This window comes from Plantactinospora sp. KLBMP9567 (assembly GCF_033446045.1).
Classification (GTDB): domain Bacteria; phylum Actinomycetota; class Actinomycetes; order Mycobacteriales; family Micromonosporaceae; genus Plantactinospora.
Genome location: NZ_JAWQRR010000026.1, coordinates 197109 through 216615 on the forward strand (window position 1 = coordinate 197109; position 19507 = coordinate 216615).

Consider the following 19507-nt stretch of genomic DNA (forward strand, 5'->3'; position numbering starts at 1 on the left):
GCGGGGCTCGCAAGCTCACTCCTCGCGCTCACCTGTGCCGCCTTCCGTTCGCGACTGCGGGGCTCGCAAGCTCACTCCTCGCGCTCACTGCCCTACCAGCCCTTCGCCATGCTCGTGGACAACCTGGCGGCCCGGGCGGCCCGGAGCCCGAAGATCACCTTCACCAGTGCCGGCGCGGCGATGAAGATGACGATCAGCGCCTGGAGCACGGTGACCAGCTCCAGCGAGATGCTGGCGTACGACTGCATCCGGTTGCCGCCGGCCTGGAGCGCGCCGAAGAGCAGCGCGGCGAGCGCGACGCCCCACGGCTTCACCCGGCCGAGCAGCGCCACCAGGATGCCGTCGAAGCCGATCTGGGCGATCACCAGCGGGGTGAGCGCGGTGGCCGTGCTGCCGAGCACCATGTTGGCGCCGCCCAGCCCGGACAGCGCCCCGGCGAGCACCATGACCAGCACGTACGTCCGGCCGACGTTGATCCCCGCGGTCCGCGCGGCGTCCGGGTTGGCGCCGACCGCGCGCAGCTCGAAGCCGAAGGTGGAGCGGTTGAGCAGCCAGCCGACCGCCCAGGTGGCGGCGACCGCCAGCACGATGCCGAGGTGTACCCGCAGGTCGCTGCCGAGCAGCCGGGGTAGCTGCGCGGAGCCGTCCACCGGCCGGCTGATCGCGTCCGTCCGGTCCGGATCGTGTACGCCGTTCTGCACGATGATCCAGGCCAGGAAGGAGATGGCGACGTAGTTGAGCATGATCGTGGTGATCACCTCGTGCGCACCGGTACGCGCCTTCAGGAAGCCGGGGACGAAGCCCCAGATCGCCCCGCCCAGCGCTCCGGCGAGTACTGCCACGATCAGGTGCACCACCGGGGGCAGCGGAAGCAGGAAGCCGGCCAGCGCCGCCAGGATCACCCCGATGGTGGCCTGCCCCTGGGCGCCGATGTTGAACAGGCCGCCCCGGAAGGCGAGCGAGACCCCGAGCCCGGTGAAGACCAGCGGGGCGGCGTAGGTCAGCGTCTCCGAGATCGGCGCGAAGACCGGCTGCCAGCCGCCGGTGCCGTTCGCCCAGGCCTGCACCGCCGCCGGGTCGAAGACCGCGCCCTTGAACAGGTTCGCGTACGCCTCGCTGACCACCGTCCAACTCGCGTTGAGCGCGTCGGAGGGCTGGGCGGTGAAATAGCCCCAGGTGGCCAGCACGTCCGGGTCGGAGACGATGATCAGTACGGCGCCGATCAGCGTGGCCAGCACGATCGCCAGTACGGTCACCGTGACGGTGTTGGCCGCCCAGAGGTTGTGCACGAACGCCTGGAGCAGTTGCCGACCACCACCGTTCCGGTCGGTCAGCCCTTTCCCGGGCCCGCCCGACTGGGTACCGCCGGAATCGGCCGCACCGGCTGCGGTGCCGGCGGCGGCGGACGGATCGGCCGCGCCGACCGTGGCCACCGTCTCCGGGTCGGGCCGCTGCCCGGCCGGAGATTTCTCCGGCGACGGTGATCCGGGCTCGTTCACGTCGGTCATCGGGTTTCCTCGCTACCAGCGACGTCGGGAGCCGGGGTCACCGGCCCGTCGGGGGTTGCGGCCGATCCGGCACCGCCGCCGTCGGCGGTCCCGGTCGAGTTGGTACCGCCGTCGGCGGTCCCGGTCGGTACGGCGCCCTCGCCGGCCCCGGTCGGTGCGGCGTCGGTGATGCCGGCCATCAGCAGGCCGATCTCCTCGCGCGGGGTCTCCGGCCCGACGACGCCGAGGATCCGGCCCCGGTACATCACCGCGATCCGGTCGGCGAGCCCGATCACCTCGTCCAGCTCGCTGGAGACCAGCAGTACGGCGGTGCCGATGTCCCGCTCATGGATGATCCGGCGGTGGATGAACTCGATCGAGCCGACGTCCACCCCCCGGGTCGGCTGGGCGGCGACGAAGAGCTTGAGCGGCCGGGACATCTCCCGAGCGATGATCACCTTCTGCTGGTTGCCGCCGGAGAGCGTGCCGACGGCCGCCTCCGCCGACGAGGTGCGTACGTCGAACTCCGGGATCCGCTCCCGGGCCGAGGCGGTGATCGCGTCCGGCCGGAGCACCAGGCCGGAGCCGAACGGCGGCCGGTCGTAGATGTCCAGCACCAGGTTCTCGGCGACGCTGAACTCCTTGACCAGCCCGTCGACGCTGCGGTCCTCCGGGACGTAGCCGACGCCGGCCCGCAGCACCCGCTTGGTCGGCCAGCCGTCGATGCGCTGACCGGCCAGGCTCACCGTGCCGTGCAGCACCGGCCGCAGCCCCATCAGCGCCTCGATCAGCTCGGTCTGGCCGTTGCCCTGCACACCGGCGATGCCGAGCACCTCGCCGGCCCGTACGGTCAGGTCGACGCCGTCGACGGCCCGGACCGACCGCTCGTCGTCGACGACGAGTCCCGCCACCTCCAGTACCGGCTCACCCGGCGCGGCGGCGGCCTTCTGCACGGTCAGGTTGACGGTCCGCCCGACCATCAGCGCGGCCAGCTCGTCCTCGCTGGCGCTCGGGCTGGCGGTGCCGACGGTCCGGCCACGCCGGATCACGGTGATCCGGTCGGCGATCGCCTTGACCTCTTTGAGCTTGTGCGTGATGAAGACGATGGACTTGCCGGACTCCTTGAGCGACCGCATGATCCCGAGCAGTTCCTCGGTCTCCTGCGGGGTCAGCACGGCGGTCGGCTCGTCCAGGATCAGCAGGTCGACGTCCCGGGTCAGTGCCTTGAGGATCTCGACCCGCTGCTGCACGCCGACCGGCAGGTCCTCGATCACCGCGTCCGGGTCGACCCGCAGGTTGTAGCGGGTGGAGACCTCGGTCACCTGGCGGCGGGCCCGCCGCCGGTCGAGGAAGCCGGCGAATCCGCCCCGGACCTGCTCGGCGCCGAGCATCACGTTCTCGGCCACGGTGAAGACCGGGACCAGCATGAAGTGCTGGTGCACCATGCCGATGCCGGCGGCGATGGCGTCGCCGGGGCCCTTGGCCGCAAGCGGCCTGCCGTCGACCAGTACCTCGCCCTCGTCGGGCTGGAGGAGGCCGTACAGCACGTTCATCAGAGTGGACTTGCCCGCGCCGTTCTCACCGAGCAGCGCGTGGATCTCTCCGGGCTCCACCGTCAGGTCGATGTGGTCGTTGGCGACCAGCTCACCGAACCGCTTGGTGATGCCGCGCAGTTCGAGTCTCAGCGCAACCTCCTGGAGTGCGGGCGATGGTGCAGCCTAGCTGCTGCTCGGACCGGGTCGACAGGGTCTCATCCGTCGATCACTGCGGGCTGTTCGGCCCGCCCGGGCGGGCCTGTCGGGGCGTACCTGCTGGCGTGAAAACCGGCCGCCCCGACCATCGCGGAGATGTGTCTCCACGACGATCGGAGCGACCGGGTCGTCGGCATCGGAGCCGTACGGGTCGGCCGTCCGAGCTGGTCGGACGGCCGACCCGGGATCACTTCGGCTGGCTGGCCGAGGTGACCTTGATCGCACCGGAGCTGACGTCGGCCTTGATCTTGTCGACCTCGGCCTTCAGCTCCGCCGGCACCTTGCTGTCGAACTCGTGGTACGGCGCGAGCGAGACGCCGTTGTTGGCCAGGGTGCCGAGGTAGCCGGGGTCGTGGGCCAGCTTCTCGCCCTTGGCCGCCGTCACCACCGCCTCCTGGACCGCGTCCTTGATGTTCTTGACCACGGTGGTGACCAGCGCGGCACAGTTCGGCGTGCTCTCGCAGCCGTCGCTGTCCACCCAGATCGCCGAGTACTTGCCGCCGGAGGCCTGGGCGGCGGCCGTGGTGCCCAGGCCGGCCCCACCGGCCACCGGCATGATGATGTCGGCGCCCTGGGCGACCAGCGTGTCGCTGACCTTCTTGCCCTCGTCCTGCTTGACGAAGCTGTTGGTGAACGAGCCGTTCTGGCTGGCCTTGTCCCAACCGATCGACTTGACGGTCTTGCCCTTGACCTTGTTGTAGTGGGCGACACCGTCGACGAAGCCGTCCATGAAGATGGTCACCGGCGGGATCTTCTCCCCGCCGTACGTGGCGACCACGCCGGTCTTGGTCAACCCGGCGGCCAGGTAACCGGCCTGGAAGGCCGCCTGCGCGGTGTCGAACTGCATCGGGTAGACGTTGCTCTCCGGCAGCTTCGCGTCGACGATGCCGAACTGCTGGTCCGGGTTCGCCTTGGCGATCTTCGAGGTCGCCCCGCCCATCAGGCCACCGACGGCGAGGATGAAGTTGCAGTCCTGGTTGACGTACTGGGTCAGGTTCGGCTCGTAGTCGGCCTCTGCCTTGGACGCCACATACTTGATGTCGATCTTGTCGTCGGCGGCCTTGGCCGCCTCCAGGCCCGCCCAGGCGGAGGTGTTGAACGACTTGTCGTCGATGCCTCCGACGTCCGTCACCATGCACGCGGTGTACTTGTCGGCCGCGGCGCCGCCCGCGTTGCTATCGCTCGGTGCCTCACCACACGCGGCGGCGCCCAGCGCGAGCCCACCCACCGCGAATACCGAGACGATCCGCATCCCACGCACAGAGCGCAAGACGGTCTCCTTCCCATTGCACACCGCCCACCGCGGTGGCAGCCCTAAGCCGGCCTGCGCGTTGCCGCCGGCTGTCCCACGTTACGGACGGGAGCGTACGCCCGCGCCTGTCCACCGGCCGACAATCGTGCCTGACTGTTGAACGCCCGTTACCCTTACGTAACTTCGGGGTGCGCGACATCACTTCCCGGCCCGCCCGGTGCGGGACCTCGAGCTATGGGACGTCCGGTTTCGCCTGTTCCGCCCGGGCGGCGCGGCCGGAGCGGCCCGGCCGCCGGTTAACAACTCGGGCGCGGGGTTAACGCCAGAAGACCGCGATGGCGGCATTGACCAGGGTCAGCCCGATGATCGCCAGGAAGTGGCCACGGTTGACCTCCTCCCGCTTGCGGGAGAAGAACACCATCACGAAGATCATCAAGCCGATCACCAGCTTGGTGGCGAGCTTCGCCGGGGCCGGCTCGTCGCCGTCCCGCAGCGGTGCGGAGAGCCCGATCCCGGTCAGCACCTGGATGACGGCGCCCCAGAGCATCAGCGGGTTGATCCGGATCCGTCCGGTGGCGTACTGGGCGGCGGCACCACCCAGCAGCAGGGCGAAACCGATCAGGTGGGCGTAGAGAAGTATCAGCCGGAGAGGTTCCACGGCGGCCATCCTCCCCCATCGGCTATCCACATGTCGTCCCCCGCCCCCCCCCCGGCCCCCGGGCCACACCCCGAGCCCTCACCCACCATCCCCGAACAGGTTGGTTACCGGGGAGTTCGAGGGCACTACATCACCGAGACAGCACGATCATCCGCGCCAATGACGGAGGCGGTGTCAGCGGGGGCCTGCGCGTGGCGGGTGCGGGCCAGGGTGACCAGGAGCAGGCCGACGGCGGCGTACCCGGCGAGGACCAGCAGCGGGGTGCCGGCTCCGGCGCCGTCGAAGAAGGCGGTCGACCGGAGCAGGGTGCCGCCGGCACCGACCGGGAGCCACTGGCCGACCTCGCCCCAGGGCTGGGGCAGCAGTTCCGGCGCCGCGCCGACCGCCGAGAGCGGGTTGCCCACCAGGAAGACGAGTACCGCGCCGAGCCCGAGACCGGGTCGGCCCAGGATCGCGCCGAGCCCGGCGACGGTGGCCGCGACCGCCAGCCCGACGAGCCCGAGTACGGCACCGACGGTCACGGCGTCGCCGGGCAGCAGGCCGAGCCAGCCCTGGAGTACCAGCGGTCCGACAACGCCGACCAGCAGCCCGAAGCTGGCCAGCCCGGCCAACCGGGCGAGCCGACCGCCGAGCAGCAGCACGAGCAGCGCCCCGAGCACCATGCCGGTCAGCGCGAGCGGCAGGAAGCCGGCCGCGAAGCCGGCACCCCGGGGGTCGTCCGGGTCGGCTGGCACCACGTCGACCACCCGGACGGGCTGGCCGCCGGAGACCTGCCCGGCCGCCTGGGTGAGCAGGGCCGCCACGGTCGGGCTCGCCGCGCTCGCGGTGTGCAGGGTCGCGCCGTCCGGGCCGAGCACGAAGGCGGCGTACGCCTCGCGGTCGCGCAGCGCCCGGTCGGCGGCCGTACCGTCCGGCAGCCGGATCACCTCGAAGGCGCCCGGTGCGGCGGCGTCGAGTTGCCCGACCAACCGGTCGGTGGCCGGCGCCGGACCCGCGACCACCACCGGCAGGTCGCGCGGCTCCAGGTTCGCCGCCGGCCCGGCGAAGAGGGGTACCAGCAGCGACTGCAACAGCACCACCGCCACGGCCAGCAGTACGGCGACCGCCAGCGGCCGGCGGAGGTGTGTGGGGGTGGGCGGCCCGGAGAGGGCCGATGGACGAGTCATCTCAGGACTCCTTCTAAAACGAATGCTCGTTCTTTTATTCAGCGTCCTCCCCACGAACTCCGCAGTCAAGGGACGAGCGTTCGTTTTACACTGCGTGCCGTGCCACGCGTATCCGACGAACACCTGGCGGCCCGGCGCCAGCAGATCCTCGACGCCGCCCGGCGCTGCTTCCTGCGCAACGGCTTCCACGCCACCTCGATGCAGGACGTGATCGCCGAGGCCGGTCTCTCGGTGGGCGCCGTCTACCGCTACTTCGGCAGCAAGCAGGATCTGGTCACCTCGATCGCCGAGTCGGTACTCGACGGCGCGGACCAGCTCTTCGCGACGCTGGCCGCGACCGAGCCGCCACTGCCGCTGGTCGAGGCACTTGACCGGGCGCTCCAGTTCGTCGAGTCCCAGACCCGCCAGGACGGAGTCTTTCCGCTCGCCATCCAGGTCTGGTCCGAGTCGCTCCGCGATCCGGCGCTGGCCGAGTCCGTCGCGCGGCTGTACGCCGGCTTCCGGTCCAACTTCGTCGTACTGGCCCGCCGGGCCCAACAGGCCGGTGAACTGCCGGCCGACGCCGACGTCGAGGCGGTGGGTGCCGCCCTCTTCGGCCTGATCCCCGGCTTCGCCCTGCAACGGATACTCGCCGCCGGCCCGGATCCGAAGACCTATCTCGACGGTGTACGCGCCCTCCTGGCCAGCAAGGGCGGTGGAGAGTGAACCTTTCTCAGCCTGAACCGCGCGGCGCTCACACACCGCGTCGGACCTTGCGGTCCGTCAGACCGCAAGGGAGGTTGAGAAGGTTCAGCAGGTAGAGCCGGCGGAAACCGGCCCGGACGGCCGCCGAGGTCAGGGCGTACTCGATCTTCCAGCGTCCCGGCCGTCGGGCTACCATCGGCCCAACCCGGGGTTGACGACCCGGCCCCGGCGCAGAGCCCCGGCTACGCCTCGACCGGCCGGCAGGGTGGACGGGAGTCACGCTGTGGTGTTGGCCAGGAGCGCGACCGGCGGCAGTCGCCGACCGGTGATCGTGTTTCTCGCGCTGGTGGAATCGGCGGCGGTACTGCTCGCCCTCGGCATCGCCGGGATCGCCACCACCGGGGAGGGACGCCAACCCGCGCCCGTCGCCGCCCCGGCCACCACGACCCCGACCCCGGTGCCGTCGGTCCTGCCCACCTCGGCCATCGGCACGGCGCCGGTGATCCAGCCCGGCCGGCCGGGCGAGTCGGCCCAGGTGCTCCGGCCGGACCAGCTCACCCCGCCGCCCGGGGCGCAGCACAACGCGGCCGACATCCGGTTCGTCGCGATGATGGTGCCGCACCACGAACAGGCGTTGGAGATGGCCGCCCTGGTCCCGGACCGGGCCGGCAGCACCGGCGTGATCGCGGTCGCCGACCGGATCCGGGCCGCCCAGCAGCCCGAGGTCGAGGTGCTGCGGGGCTGGCTCCGGGACCGCGGCCTCGACTCGCTGCTCGGCGGGACCGGTCACGAGCACCCCGGCATGCACGGCATGCAGACCCCGGAGGCGATCGCCACGCTCACCGCGACGACCGGGACCGACTTCGACCGGATGTTCGTCGAGATGATGAGCGCGCACCACCAGGGCGCCATCGCGATGGCTCAGGAGGTACTCGTGAACGGCATCGACCGGCAGATCCGGGAGCTGGCCCGGAACATCGCCTTCGAGCAGGCCGTCGAGGTCAACCGGATGCGCGAGGTGCTCGACCCGCAGTCGAAGTGAGCCGGAGCCGGCTCAGCGCGGCGGCCGCACCTGGAAGGTCGGGCCGTCCCCGGGGCGGTGTCAGCGCCGCCGGCCCCGGTCACCCCTTGGTGCCGCCGCCGGTCAGCCCGGAGACCAGGTGCCGCTGGGCGTAGAGGAAGACCAGACCGGCCGGGATGGTGACCAGCACCGCCGCCGAGGTCAGGTACTCCCACTGCGGGTTGAACTGGGGTACGAACTGCTGGAGCCCGTACGCCAGGGTGAAGTTCCGGTCCTCCTGGATGAACGCCGAGGCGTACGCCACCTCGCCCCAGGCGGTGAGGAAGGCGTAGAAGCCGGTGACCGCCAGCGCCGGGCGGGCCAGCGGCAGCACCACCCGCCAGAAGATGCCGTACGGCCCGCAGCCGTCGATCGCCGCCGCCTCGTCCAGCGCGGTGGGGATGGAGTCGAAGTAGCCCTTGAGCATCCAGGCGCAGAACGGCACCGCGATGGTCAGGTTGGCGATGATCAGTGAGGCGGGCGTGTTGATCAACCCGAATCGCGCCATGATCATGTAGATCGGCACGATCAGGATGGCGACCGGGAACATCTGGGTGACCAGGAAGACCGTCATCAGTGGCCGGCGGCCCGGGAAGTTGAACCGGGAGACCGCGTACCCGGTGGTGGCGGCGAGGAAGATCCCGAAAAGCATGGTGAACGCGGCGACCAGCACCGAGTTGCCAAACCAGCGCACGAAGCTCGTCTCACCCAGCACGTACGCGTAGTTGGCCAGCGTCGGGTCCTTGACCAGGGTGAGTTCGCTGCTCTGTACCGCGTACCCGGGTTTGAAGGAGGAGAGCAGCACCCAGAGAATCGGGCCGACCGCGATCAGCGAGGCGACGATCAGGGTGGCGTGCAGCCCCACCGACCGCAACGGGCTCCGGCCGGTACGCACGGATCGGTTCATCGTTACCACACCTCGCCCTGCTTGCGCAGTGCCCGCCGGTAGAAGACCGAGAAGACGAGCAGGATCGACAGGATCAGCACCCCGTAGGTCGAGGCGAGCGAGTAGTTCCGGATCCCCTCGAAGGCGGCCCGGTAGGCGCCGGTGACCAGGATGTCGGTCTGGCCGGCCGGCTGGCCCTCGGTGACCAGGAAGATGATCGGGAACATGTTGAAGGTCCAGATGGTGCCGAGCAGCAGCACCGTCATGCTGACCGGGCGCAGGCCCGGCAGGGTGATGTTGACGAAGCGCTGCCACGGGCTGGCGCCGTCGATCTCGGCCGCCTCGTAGAGCTCGTCCGGGATGGTCTGCATGCCGCCGAGCAGCGCCACCATCATGAACGGCACCCCGAGCCAGATGTTGGTGACGATCGCGGTGGCCAGCGAGGTCCACCGGTTGGCGAACCAGTCGACCGGGTCGACGCCGACGGCGGTGAGCAGCGAGTTGGCCAGCCCGAACCGCTCGTTGAAGATGAACTTCCAGGCGAAGGCGCTGACGAAGGCCGGCACCGCCCAGGGCAGCACCAGCAGTACCCGGTAGAGCCCACGCAGCCGCATCGGCCGGTTGAGCATGGTGGCCAGTCCCAGCCCGAGCCCGTAGTGGAAGAGCACGCAGACCGAGGTCCAGATCAGCGTGACCCCGGTCCACTGCCAGAACTCGCCCACCTCGCCGGTGAGCACCCGGGCGTAGTTGTCCAGCCCGACGAACTCCCACCGGTTGGGGTTCTCCTTGCAGATCTCCCCGCCGGTGATCGACCTGGTGCAGACCTCGGCCAGCTGGTTGGCCTCGGTCAGGTCGGTCAGCGAGAGCCAGATGCCACGGACCAGCGGATAGAAGATCAGTACCGCCAGCACCAGCACCACGGGCAGCACCATCGCCCAGGCGTACCAGTGCTTGTCCCAGCTTCGGCGCAGCCGGGACGGGCCGGCGGGCCGGCGTCCGGGCGGCGCGGGCGCCGGCGCCGGGCCGGCGGTCACGGTGGTCATCAGCAGCGCTCCTGGAAGGGAGCCCGGCAGGGCCGCCGGCCAGCGCCGGTCGGCCCCGCCGGGTACCGGACGGGATCGCCGGCCGGGGCCGGCGCCGATGATCGGATCACATGCCGTACGACGGTACGACCTCGGACTTGTACTTCCCGGCGACCTCGTCCAGCGCCGCCTTCGGGTCCTTGTTCTGCACCAGCACCTGGGTGGCCATCTGGTCGAGCGGGCCGAAGAACTGGCCGCCCTCGGGGATCCACGGCCGCGGCACCGCCGACTCGACCACCGGCCGGAACGCCGAGATGACCGGGTTGTTCTTCACCGTGTCGAGGTCGTACGCCGACTTGCGGGTCGGCAGCAGGCCGAGCCGGTCGGCGAGGAAGCCCTGCGACTCCGCCGAACTCATGAACTTGACGAACGCGATCGCCGCCTCGACCTTCTCCTGCGGCATGCCGGACCAGACCACGTAGTTGTGCCCGCCGACCGGCGCACCGGCCCTGGCCGAGCCGGCCGGGACCGGGGCGATGCCGAGGTTCTCCAGCCCGCCGAAGGTCGGCGCGTTCGAGATGTTGTTGACCTCCCACGGCCCGTTGACGATCATCGCGACCTTCTTCTCCTTGAAGAGGGTCATCATGGTGCCGTACGCGTCGTTGGCGGCTGGCTTCGGCGCCGCGCCGCTGGCGATGAGGTCCTTGGCGACGTTCAGGCCGGCGACGTTCTGCGCCGAGTTGACGACGATCTTCTTCGCCTGGGCGTCGACCAGGTCGCCGCCCTCGCCGTACATGAAGGGCAGCATGAAGTAGCCGGCCGGGTTGACGTAGACACCGTCCACACCGGTCTTCTGCTTGACCGCCAGCGCGGCGGTCTTCAGGTCGGCCCAGGTCGCCGGAGCGGTGCTGATGCCGGCCTTGGTCAGCAGTTCCTTGTTGTAGAGCAGCGCGAGCGAGTCGGTCACCTGCGGCACGCCGTACGTCTTGCCGTCGTACTTGTCCGCCGAGAGCGGGGTGGGCAGGAAGTCGGACTCGTCGGCGGTCAGCTCCGAACCGTCGAGGGCGTAGAGATAGCCGAGCGAGGCGAACTCCGGTACCCAGGCCACCTCGGCGCGCAGGATGTCCGGGGCACCGGTCTTGGCCTGGGCCGCGGTCTTGAACTTGTTCTGGGCCTCGCCGAACGGCACCGACTGGTAATTAATCTTGACGTTCGGGTACGTCTGGTTGAACTTCGCGACGAGTTCCTGGAAGGCCGGTCCCTCGTTCTTCGGGTCCGAGGTGTCCCACCAGGTCAGTTCCGCCTTCAGTGCGGCGGGGTCGGTCTTCTGGCCCGACTCCCCCGACGTGTCGTCCTCGCCGCCGCAGGCGGCGAGCGTCAGAGCAAGGGTCGTGCAGGCGAGTACGACGATCCCTCTGGCTGTGCGACGCATCTAGCGCTCCTAGTCTGCCGGCCGGTATCGGCGGGACAGTAGCAAGGAGTTGCCGGTTACGAAACCCCTTGCAAACCTCCTTGCAACAACCGGCGCCCAGTCGACATCTGGCCGGGGCGGTTCACCCCTTTTGAGTGGCTACCGGATGGGCGGATCACCGCTGCGGTACCGGCGCTGCCCCTGGCACATCACCGAGCCGGGCCACACGTGGGGGCCGCTTTGCAAGTATTTGCCGTGGGCTACGCAAGAAACGACTCGTGGGCTACAGTTCCGCCATGCGTGCACGACTGGCCGACATCGCCCAGCAGGCCGAGGTGAGCGAGGCCACGGTGTCGCGGGTGCTCAACGACCGCCCCGGGGTGGCGCCGGAGACCCGACAGGCCGTACTCACCGCGCTCGACGTACTCGGCTACGAGCGCCCCGCCCGGCTACGCAAGCGCAGTGCCGGGCTGGTCGGGCTGGTGGTGCCGGAGCTGGAGAACCCGATCTTCCCGGCCTTCGCCCAGGTGGTCGAGTCGGGGCTGGCACAGGCCGGCTACACCTCGGTGCTCTGCACCCAGACCCCGGGTGGGGTCACCGAGGACGAGTACGTCGAGATGCTGCTGGACCGGCAGGTCTCCGGGATCGTCTTCGTCTCCGGCCTGCACGCCGACACCGCCGCCGATCCGGCGCGGTACCGCACGCTGATCGCCCGGCCGCTGCCGATCGTGCTGGTCAACGGCTACCAGCCCGGCCTGCCGGCACCCTTCGTCTCCTGCGACGACCGGGAGGCCGGCGAGCTGGCCGTGGCCCACCTGGTCGCGCTCGGGCACCGCCGGATCGGCCTGATCACCGGGCCCGGCCGGTACGTGCCGGTGCAGCGCAAGGTGGCCGGGTTCAAGACCGCGATGAAGCGGTTGGTCGGGCTCCCCGACGCCGAGTTGGACGAGCTGGCCGAGCTGTCGCTGTTCGGCGTGGAGGGTGGCGAGGTGGCCGCCGCGCGGCTGCTCGACCGGGGCGTGACCGGGCTGGTCTGCGGCTCCGACCTGATGGCGCTGGGCGCGATCCGGGCGGCCCGGCAGCGCGGCCTGTCGGTGCCGGCCGACCTCTCCGTGGTCGGCTACGACGACTCGCCGCTGATGGCGTTCACCGATCCGCCGCTGACCACGATGCGGCAGCCGGTCACCGCGATGGCGGTCGCGGCGGTACGCGCACTGGTCGACGAGATCCACGGGCACGCGGCGCCGCACTCGGAGTACATCTTCCGGCCGGAGCTGGTGGTGCGCGGCTCGACCGCGGTCGTACCGGGGGTGCTGGACAAGCCGGTGGACAAGCCCCGGCCGCCGGCCGCCGACCTGCCGCTGCCGGTCTGAACCCGGGTCGCCCGGCAGAGCAGCCCGGCACCTTCTTGCGCAAGAACTGCTTGACTCTTGCAGGCGCGGCCCGGCATCCTGCTCTGACCCGCCCGGCGTTCCACGCCCGACGAACGGACACCCCCACATGAGCAAGCGCAGTGAGCGAATCAGCCAGTTCAGTGCGGATGAGCCTCATGACGGCACGCAGCGCAGCGGAGTGCCGGCATGAGCGTCTCCCCCGCACCGAGCCGGCCCGAGGACTGGTGGAAGTCCGCGGTGGTCTACCAGGTGTACGTCCGCAGCTTCGCCGACGACGACGGAGACGGCATCGGTGACCTGGCCGGGGTACGCGGCCGACTGCCGTACCTGCGCGACCTCGGCGTGGATGCGCTCTGGCTGACCCCGTTCTACCGCTCGCCGATGGTGGACGGCGGCTACGACGTCGCCGACTACCGGGACGTCGACCCGATCTTCGGCACGCTCGACGACTTCGACGACATGATCACCGACGCGCATGCGCTGGGGCTGCGGATCATCGTCGACATCGTGCCGAACCACACCTCGGACGCGCACCCGTGGTTCGTCGCCGCCCTGGCCAGCCCGCCCGGCTCGGCCGAACGGGACCGCTACCTGTTCCGGGACGGCCGGGGACCGGGCGGCGAACTCCCGCCGAACGACTGGGAGTCGATCTTCGGTGGCCCGGCCTGGACCCGGGTCCCGGACGGCCAGTGGTACCTGCACCTCTTCGATCCGGCCCAGCCCGACCTGAACTGGCGGCACCCCGAGGTACGCGCCGAGTTCGAAGACGTGCTGCGGTTCTGGCTCGACCGCGGGGTGGACGGGTTTCGGATCGACGTGGCACACGGGATGATCAAGGCGGACGGGCTGCCGGACGTCGGCGACGGCGTCCCGGCCGGTCAGCGCCAGGTCGAGCTGCTCGGCCGGGCCCGGCTGCCCTACTTCGACCAGGACGAGGTACACGACATCTACCGGGCCTGGCGGCCCATCCTGGACAGCTATCCGGGCGGCCGGATGGCGGTCGCCGAGGCGTGGGCCGAGACCCCGCAGCGGCTGGCCCGCTACGTCGGGCCGGACGAACTGCACCAGGCGTTCAACTTCGACTTCCTCGACGCCACCTGGTCGGCCGACTCGTTCCGCAAGGTGGTCGACACCGCGCTGGCCGAGTCGGCGATCGTCGGCGCCCCGACCACCTGGGTACTGTCCAACCACGACAAGCAGCGCCACGTCACCCGGTACGGCGACGGCGCGCTCGGGCTGCGTCGGGCCCGCGCGGCCGCCCTGCTGATGCTCGCGCTGCCCGGCAGCGTCTACCTCTACCAGGGCGAGGAACTCGGCCTGCCGGAGGTGCTCGACCTGCCGGACGAACTGCGTCAGGATCCCGCGTTCCGCCGCACCGGCGAGAGCCGGGACGGCTGCCGGGTACCGCTGCCGTGGGACGGCGACGTCCCGCCGTACGGCTTCGGTCCGGCCGGCGGCGCCCCGGCCTGGCTGCCGGCCCCGCCCACCTGGCGGGCCCGCTCGGTCGCCGCCCAGACCGGCGCCGCGGACTCGACCCTGGAGCTCTACCGGACGGCGCTGCGGCTGCGGCGCGAACACGCGCCGACCGGCGGGGCGACCGAACCGGGCCAGGTGACCTGGCGGGGCAGTGAGCCGGGGGTGCTCGCCTTCAGCCGGCCGGCGGGAGCCGGTCCGGCGGAGCTGGTCTGCGTGGTCAACTTCGGCGACGAGCCGGTGGACGTCGACGGGTACGGGACGCCGATCCTGCGCAGCCAGCCGCCGGGTGCCGCCCACGACCCGGCTCGGCTGCCGACCGACACGGCCGGGTGGTTCATCCGGCCGGTAACCGGGTAACTCCCTATCGACCTGGTCGCCCGCCGCGCTCCGCGCCGACGGGCGGCTGGGGCGGCGACCCCTTTGTGGTGGAGGGGGATGGTGGTACCGGTGCTCCGGGAGCGCACTCCCGGGGCACCGGTGCGTCAACCGCCCCGACCGGTTTCCTCGGCGCGACGGTTCGGGGAATCTCAGCGGGGTGGGAACCCCGTCGGGATTCCCCGAACCGTCGGGACGGGGGTGTGCCCGGGGAGCCGCCTGTTAGGGGGAGGGGCGGGTGAGCATCGCGGCGATCCGGGCGATGCCGGCGCGCACCTCGGTGGGATCCGGGGGTTGCCGGGGCTGCGCCGGCGCCCGGCTGCTCTCGCCGATCACCTCCTCCTCGCCGAGGTCCTCGTAGTCGCCGTAGATGCTGGTGTCGTCGAGCTCCGCCGCCTCGTCCTCGGCCTCGACGGCGATCTGCGCGGCGGCGATCTCGGCCCGGATCTCCTCGGCGGAGACCCGGGGCAGCAGCGGCTCGACCACCGCCATCAGCTCCTCGTCGGCGACCACCGATTCGGCCAGCGCCAGGGCGTGGGGCCGCTCGTACGGGCCGCAGACCACCGGCTCCCACTCCTCGTCGTCGTCGAGCGGGCCGAACGTGATGATCCAGGGCAGGGCGAGGATCGGCGAGTCGTCCGGCAGTTCCAACGTCACTAGTGCGCCCACGGGACTCATCATCGCGGCGATCCACACACCATTAGTGGCTTTTGCCCGAATCGTAGTTCTGGTCTCTTTCCCCGGGGCCGATCACGCTCGGCTGCCGCCCCGGCAGCCGGCCGCCGCCTCATTCGGTCGACGGTGGGTGCGGCCGGGCCGGATCGGGCACCTCCGGCGCCCTGGTCAGGTCCCGGACCCTCCCCCGGTGGCTGGTCGCCGCGAGCGCCGCGCCGAACAGCAGCAACTGGTTGAGCAGATAGAGATAGATCAGCAGGCCGACCGCGCCGGCCACCACCGTGTACGCCGGATTCCGCTCCCAGCGCACCACGTAGTACCGGCCGACCGAATTCAGCAGGGTCACGCCCACCGCCACCAGCAGCACCGCCGGCAGCCACCGCCGGAAACTCATCCGCAGCCTCGGTACGGCGAGCAGCAGCGCCGAGGCCAGCAGTATGTTGATCAGGAACGCCAGGAACCAGCTACAGATCGTGAGCCCGATCGAACGTGCACCCAGCAGCCAGCTCAGCACCGACTCCAGCGCGTCCACGGCGCCGATCGAGAGCCCGAGCAACACGAAGATCACCAGCATTACGGCCAGGTCGACGAGCTGGCGCAGCACGATGTAGCCCGGATGCTGGGCCAGACCGTGGATCAGGCGCTGCGAGGAGCGGATCGACTCGACCCAGCCGATGCCGGTGACCGCCAGCAGGATCAACCCGATGACCCCGGGGCGGCTGCTGCTCTGCCGGATCTGCTCGGGGTCGACGAACGGCAGGTTCCGCTTGAGGAACCCGACTATCACCTCGCCACTCTCCGCCCTGTCCCCGAGCAGCGCGCCCAGCACCGCGTACGCCACCAGGCCGAGGGCGAAGACCGCGAAGAAGCCGTAGTAGGCGATCGCCGCCGCCAGCCGGGCGCCGAGCACGTCGGTGTAGCGGCCCACGGCCCGGGCGAGGTGGTCGAACCACGGCGACTGCCGGCGGTACGCCGTCAGCCGCGCTTCGATGCGCAGCACCACCCGCTCCAACGCATTCACGCCGCCATCCTTGCCCATCACTGCCGGGTCCGGGGGCCGGTCGACGCGGTACCCGGACGCCCTGCGGCAGCGTTACTTCTCCTGGCAAGCATGTTGACCCGATGGACTCGCATGGCGGCGGCCGGCGAGGCGACCACGCCCGTCCGGCCCGGCGTCCCTCGGCATCGCGCCGATCGGGTTCGCCGGGCCGTCGATCCGTTACGGGCAGGCCGGGCCGCCGGGCGTGGCCGGGACCCTAGTCCGCGTGGCCGGCGCCGGAATTCCTGCTCGTGCCGTCAGCGGCCGGCAACGCGACGGTGCGCGGCAACAACTGGGCGGTGAGCAGCGTGGAAAGCGCCGAGGTGTCGCCGCCGCCGGCACCGTCGGTACGCACCACCACCGGCTGCGGCGACTTCTCGGCCAGTTCCGCCCCGACTTCGAGCCGGCGCAGCGCCAGCTCGTAGTGCAGCACCGCCCGGTTGTCCCGGTACGCCTGAGCCAACCGGCGCTGCGCCTTGGCCTCGTTCTCGGCCGCGATCAGCCCGCTGCGTCCCCTGGTCTCAATCTCGAAGCGGACCCGCTGCGCGTTGGTCTCCTGCTCCTCCAACAGCTGCGCGACCTGTTCCCGGGCCTTGTTCAGCGCCGCCTTCACCTCGACGAACCGGGCGTCACGCATCTTCTTGGCCCGCTCGATGTCCATCTGGAGGCTGTCGATGCGGCGCTTGCGGATCAGGCCCCACTCCTGCTCGTACGCGGCGTGCTCCTTGGCGACCCGCTCCCGGGTGGCCAGGTGCTGCTGGTACTGCGTGGGCAGTTGTACGTCCGGAATGTTGCAGCCGGTGATCCGTACCCCGTAGCGGGTCAGCTGGCGGTTGAGTAGTTCCTGCATGTCGGCCACGTCCGAGCCACGCAGGTCGTACGCCCGCTCGGTCTGCACCAGGCGGGCCCGCTGACGGATCGCGTCCTGCACGGCGCTGGAGAGCACCAGGTCGAAGTTGCCGGCTCCGATGGTCCGGACGAACAGCACGGCATCGGTGATCCGCAGCTTCATGAAGAACTCGATCGAGCGCAGCGGCACGTTCTCCCGGGTCGGGCAGGCCACCACCGGCGCCGAGTACGGGATCTCGGTGGCCACGTCGACCACGAAGTCGACCCGGGACCACGGGTGCCACAGGTAGTGCCGCCCCGGGTCGAGGGTGCGGGTGACCGCGCCGTACCGAGTCAGTACGCCGTTGGTGCCCTGCTCGATCTCCACGATCGACGAACGCCACCACCAGAGCACGCCGATCAGCAGGAGCAGACCGCCGGCCACGAACGCGAGCCCGCCCAGCGCGTCGTACGCGGACCCGAGCAGCCCGTCGTCGCCCCGCACCGCGAGCATCACGCCGGTCAGCAGGGCGAGCAGGCCCAGCCAGAGCGGGACCATCCAGCCGAGCCGGCGGCGATGCTTGGGGATGACGACCGGTACGAGAGTGCCTGCCTCTCCACCACGCAGCAGTTGGGCGATCTCGCCCCACGGGGCGACGACCTCCGAGATGACCGAACTGCGACCCGTCCGTGCCGTACTCACCGCTGCACCTCCGCGCCGTCGGCCGGTCCGGTGACGCCGGTGACCGGGACTGTGTCGTCCGCGCCGACGCCGCCCACGACGGCCGGCACGGTCGGCTGGTTGGCCTCACGCAATGCGTTGATCTCCGGTTCCCGTTCGGCGATGCGCGCCGCGACTTCGGCCAGCCGGGTACGCATGCTCGCCATGTCCGCCTCGGTGAAGAGCTCTGCGCCGCGCTCGCCGACCATCTCCCGGGCCAGCTGGAGCAGGTCGACGCCGGCGGCACCGTTCGGGTCGGTGGATCCGCCGATCCGGATCAACCGTGGCAGGTGGTCGGCGACCGCCTCCAGCGTGTCGAGCACCTCCCGCTGGTAGCGGTATTCGAGGATCTCCGGTGCTTCGGCGGCGCTGACCGCGCGGATGTCCAGGGCCTGGGCGTCCAGCAGCGCGGCGTTGGCCCGCGCCTCGGACTCGGCCAGCACGTACCGCTGGCGGGCCAGCGCCTCGGCGCGGTTGGTCTCCCGCTCGACGGCGGTGTCCATCTGCGCCTGGTACTGGGCTATATCGGCCTGGATCGCGGAGAGGGTCTCCTGAAGGGTGGCAAGTTCCTTGGTCAGGTCACCCTCGTCCTGCTCCTTGCGCAGTTGCAGCGCGTACTCGTGGGTGTAGGCCTCCTTGGCGACGCGCACCATCTCCGGCGCGGCCAGGTCCATCCGGTACTTGCGGTCGGAGGGCTCGGCGTGGGTGATGTTGGCGTTGGTCAGCTCCACCGCCGGACGGAACTGCTGGTTGAGCTGTTCCAGCAGCCGACCGGTGTCCTCGCCGACCATGTTGTAGATCTCCGCGGCCTCCTGCTCGTAGATCAGGCTACGGATCGTCTCGCTGACGGCGTTGCTGAGCTTCTCCTCGAAGCCGCGTACCGCACCGAGGGTGTAGACGAACTCCACCGGGTCGCTGATCCGGAACTGGATGAACAGGTCGATCGACGCCTTCACCCCGCCCTTGGTGGGTGCTTCCCGGACCGGGGCGTTGAACGGGTACTCACGGGTGGTGTTGACGATGTACGACACCCGCTTCCACGGGTTCAGCAGGATGACCCGCCCGGGGCCCACGACCTGCTCCAGCTTGCCGAACCGGGTGATCAGGGCGGCGCAGCCGTCCGGCACCATCACCATGCCCTGCCGCCACCAGACGAAGACGACAGCCGACACCGAAAGTAACCAGTAATGGAGGCCGAAGAAGGGGTTGGTCAGTACGGTGCCGCCGGCGACCCAGATCGCCACCGCGGCAAGCGCGCCGAGCACCAACAGCAGCGACACCGGCAGCATGGTCGCCAGGGAGCGCCCCCGGGGAATCACCATGGGGCAGATGACGTGCACCTGCTCGCCTTCCTCCCGACGCTGCTCGCTGCGGTTGAGCACCTCTCCGGCGTCGTCCAGCGGCACCGTCCGCTGTTCCATCAGGGTGTCGATGCTGCCACCGAGGTCCCGGGCTGCTGGGAAGTCGACGGGATCCATTCCCGCCTCCTGCGGCTGCGACCGCTGCCCGCCACCGACTCCGGCGGCGATCGCACTGGCCGCCGCACCGCCGCGGCGACGTAGCTCCGCCCGCGCCAACGCCTGCGGGTCGGCACCCTCAGCCACTGCTTGAGCAACCCTCCG

The 19507-nt window shown here is 70.6% G+C and carries 16 protein-coding genes; 4 read left to right on the forward strand and 12 right to left on the reverse strand.

Annotated features, from left to right (window positions below; all coding sequences use genetic code 11):
• Nucleotides 1–92 precede the first annotated feature (92 nt).
• The 5 genes from R6Y94_RS21515 to R6Y94_RS21535 all read right to left on the reverse strand — a co-directional run bounded on the left by R6Y94_RS21515 (nucleotide 93) and on the right by R6Y94_RS21535 (nucleotide 6314).
• Entirely contained in the window at nucleotides 93–1508 is a 1416-nt protein-coding gene (locus tag R6Y94_RS21515; RefSeq protein WP_318397670.1) for an ABC transporter permease, read from the reverse strand.
• Complete coding sequence (locus tag R6Y94_RS21520; RefSeq protein WP_318397758.1) at nucleotides 1505–3172, reverse strand: ABC transporter ATP-binding protein; 1668 nt, start codon at nucleotides 3170–3172, stop codon at nucleotides 1505–1507. The genes R6Y94_RS21515 and R6Y94_RS21520 overlap by 4 nt, the downstream gene beginning before the upstream one ends.
• Before the next feature lie 253 nt (nucleotides 3173–3425).
• The gene (locus R6Y94_RS21525) at nucleotides 3426–4490 is read right to left on the reverse strand and encodes a BMP family ABC transporter substrate-binding protein (protein ID WP_318397759.1); all 1065 of its coding nucleotides are present in this window, start codon (nucleotides 4488–4490) and stop codon (nucleotides 3426–3428) included.
• A 316-nt stretch (nucleotides 4491–4806) separates the two neighbouring features.
• On the reverse strand, nucleotides 4807–5148 hold the full coding sequence (locus R6Y94_RS21530) for a hypothetical protein (RefSeq protein WP_318397671.1): 342 nt from the start codon (nucleotides 5146–5148) through the stop codon (nucleotides 4807–4809).
• 125 nt (nucleotides 5149–5273) lie between these two features.
• The gene (locus tag R6Y94_RS21535) at nucleotides 5274–6314 is read right to left on the reverse strand and encodes a hypothetical protein (RefSeq protein WP_318397672.1); all 1041 of its coding nucleotides are present in this window, start codon (nucleotides 6312–6314) and stop codon (nucleotides 5274–5276) included.
• A 99-nt stretch (nucleotides 6315–6413) separates the two neighbouring features.
• On the opposite strand from R6Y94_RS21535, the gene R6Y94_RS21540 reads away from it, so the two are divergent.
• Nucleotides 6414–7019, forward strand: coding sequence for a TetR/AcrR family transcriptional regulator (locus tag R6Y94_RS21540; protein ID WP_318397673.1), 606 nt, complete (start codon nucleotides 6414–6416; stop codon nucleotides 7017–7019).
• Between the two features lie 304 nt (nucleotides 7020–7323).
• Nucleotides 7324–8040, forward strand: coding sequence for a DUF305 domain-containing protein (locus tag R6Y94_RS21545; RefSeq protein ID WP_318397674.1), 717 nt, complete (start codon nucleotides 7324–7326; stop codon nucleotides 8038–8040).
• Between the two features lie 79 nt (nucleotides 8041–8119).
• Here R6Y94_RS21545 and R6Y94_RS21550 read toward each other — a convergent pair whose 3' ends face one another.
• The 3 genes from R6Y94_RS21550 to R6Y94_RS21560 all read right to left on the reverse strand — a co-directional run bounded on the left by R6Y94_RS21550 (nucleotide 8120) and on the right by R6Y94_RS21560 (nucleotide 11398).
• Nucleotides 8120–8965, reverse strand: a complete 846-nt coding sequence (locus tag R6Y94_RS21550; protein WP_318397675.1) for a sugar ABC transporter permease — start codon at nucleotides 8963–8965, stop codon at nucleotides 8120–8122.
• Nucleotides 8966–8967: 2 nt separating this feature from the next.
• On the reverse strand, nucleotides 8968–9987 hold the full coding sequence (locus R6Y94_RS21555; RefSeq protein ID WP_318397676.1) for a sugar ABC transporter permease: 1020 nt from the start codon (nucleotides 9985–9987) through the stop codon (nucleotides 8968–8970).
• Nucleotides 9988–10093: 106 nt separating this feature from the next.
• Complete coding sequence (locus R6Y94_RS21560) at nucleotides 10094–11398, reverse strand: extracellular solute-binding protein (RefSeq protein WP_318397677.1); 1305 nt, start codon at nucleotides 11396–11398, stop codon at nucleotides 10094–10096.
• Nucleotides 11399–11673: 275 nt separating this feature from the next.
• Between R6Y94_RS21560 and R6Y94_RS21565 the strand changes: the two genes are divergently transcribed.
• Together R6Y94_RS21565 and R6Y94_RS21570 are read left to right on the forward strand one after the other, a co-directional pair.
• Nucleotides 11674–12750 carry a LacI family DNA-binding transcriptional regulator gene (locus tag R6Y94_RS21565; RefSeq protein WP_318397678.1) on the forward strand — a complete coding sequence of 359 codons (1077 nt, stop codon included), beginning with the start codon at nucleotides 11674–11676 and terminating at the stop codon, nucleotides 12748–12750.
• 207 nt (nucleotides 12751–12957) lie between these two features.
• Nucleotides 12958–14604 (forward strand): glycoside hydrolase family 13 protein, encoded by a 1647-nt coding sequence (locus tag R6Y94_RS21570; RefSeq protein WP_318397679.1) that lies wholly within the window; start codon nucleotides 12958–12960, stop codon nucleotides 14602–14604.
• 240 nt (nucleotides 14605–14844) lie between these two features.
• Here the strand turns inward: R6Y94_RS21570 and R6Y94_RS21575 are convergent, their stop codons facing one another.
• From R6Y94_RS21575 to R6Y94_RS21590, 4 genes are all read right to left on the reverse strand, one after another.
• Complete coding sequence (locus R6Y94_RS21575; protein ID WP_318397680.1) at nucleotides 14845–15291, reverse strand: hypothetical protein; 447 nt, start codon at nucleotides 15289–15291, stop codon at nucleotides 14845–14847.
• Between the two features lie 118 nt (nucleotides 15292–15409).
• Entirely contained in the window at nucleotides 15410–16318 is a 909-nt protein-coding gene (locus tag R6Y94_RS21580; RefSeq protein WP_318397681.1) for a YihY/virulence factor BrkB family protein, read from the reverse strand.
• A gap of 235 nt (nucleotides 16319–16553) precedes the next feature.
• Complete coding sequence (locus R6Y94_RS21585; protein WP_318397682.1) at nucleotides 16554–17867, reverse strand: SPFH domain-containing protein; 1314 nt, start codon at nucleotides 17865–17867, stop codon at nucleotides 16554–16556.
• A complete protein-coding gene (locus tag R6Y94_RS21590; protein WP_318397683.1) occupies nucleotides 17864–19489 on the reverse strand; it encodes an SPFH domain-containing protein in 1626 nt (541 codons plus the stop codon). The genes R6Y94_RS21585 and R6Y94_RS21590 overlap by 4 nt, the downstream gene beginning before the upstream one ends.
• Between the last annotated feature and the right edge of the window lie 18 nt (nucleotides 19490–19507).

What these genes read in the sequence shown, in the direction of transcription:
- R6Y94_RS21515 (WP_318397670.1), bottom strand. Translation starts at nt 1,508, where the DNA reads ATGACCGACGTGAACGAGCCCGGATCACCGTCGCCGGAGAAATCTCCG.
- R6Y94_RS21525 (WP_318397759.1), bottom strand. Translation starts at nt 4,490, where the DNA reads ATGCGGATCGTCTCGGTATTCGCGGTGGGTGGGCTCGCGCTGGGCGCC.
- R6Y94_RS21535 (WP_318397672.1), bottom strand. Translation starts at nt 6,314, where the DNA reads ATGACTCGTCCATCGGCCCTCTCCGGGCCGCCCACCCCCACACACCTC.
- R6Y94_RS21550 (WP_318397675.1), bottom strand. Translation starts at nt 8,965, where the DNA reads ATGAACCGATCCGTGCGTACCGGCCGGAGCCCGTTGCGGTCGGTGGGG.
- R6Y94_RS21555 (WP_318397676.1), bottom strand. Translation starts at nt 9,987, where the DNA reads ATGACCACCGTGACCGCCGGCCCGGCGCCGGCGCCCGCGCCGCCCGGA.
- R6Y94_RS21560 (WP_318397677.1), bottom strand. Translation starts at nt 11,398, where the DNA reads ATGCGTCGCACAGCCAGAGGGATCGTCGTACTCGCCTGCACGACCCTT.
- R6Y94_RS21565 (WP_318397678.1), top strand. Translation starts at nt 11,674, where the DNA reads ATGCGTGCACGACTGGCCGACATCGCCCAGCAGGCCGAGGTGAGCGAG.
- R6Y94_RS21570 (WP_318397679.1), top strand. Translation starts at nt 12,958, where the DNA reads ATGAGCGTCTCCCCCGCACCGAGCCGGCCCGAGGACTGGTGGAAGTCC.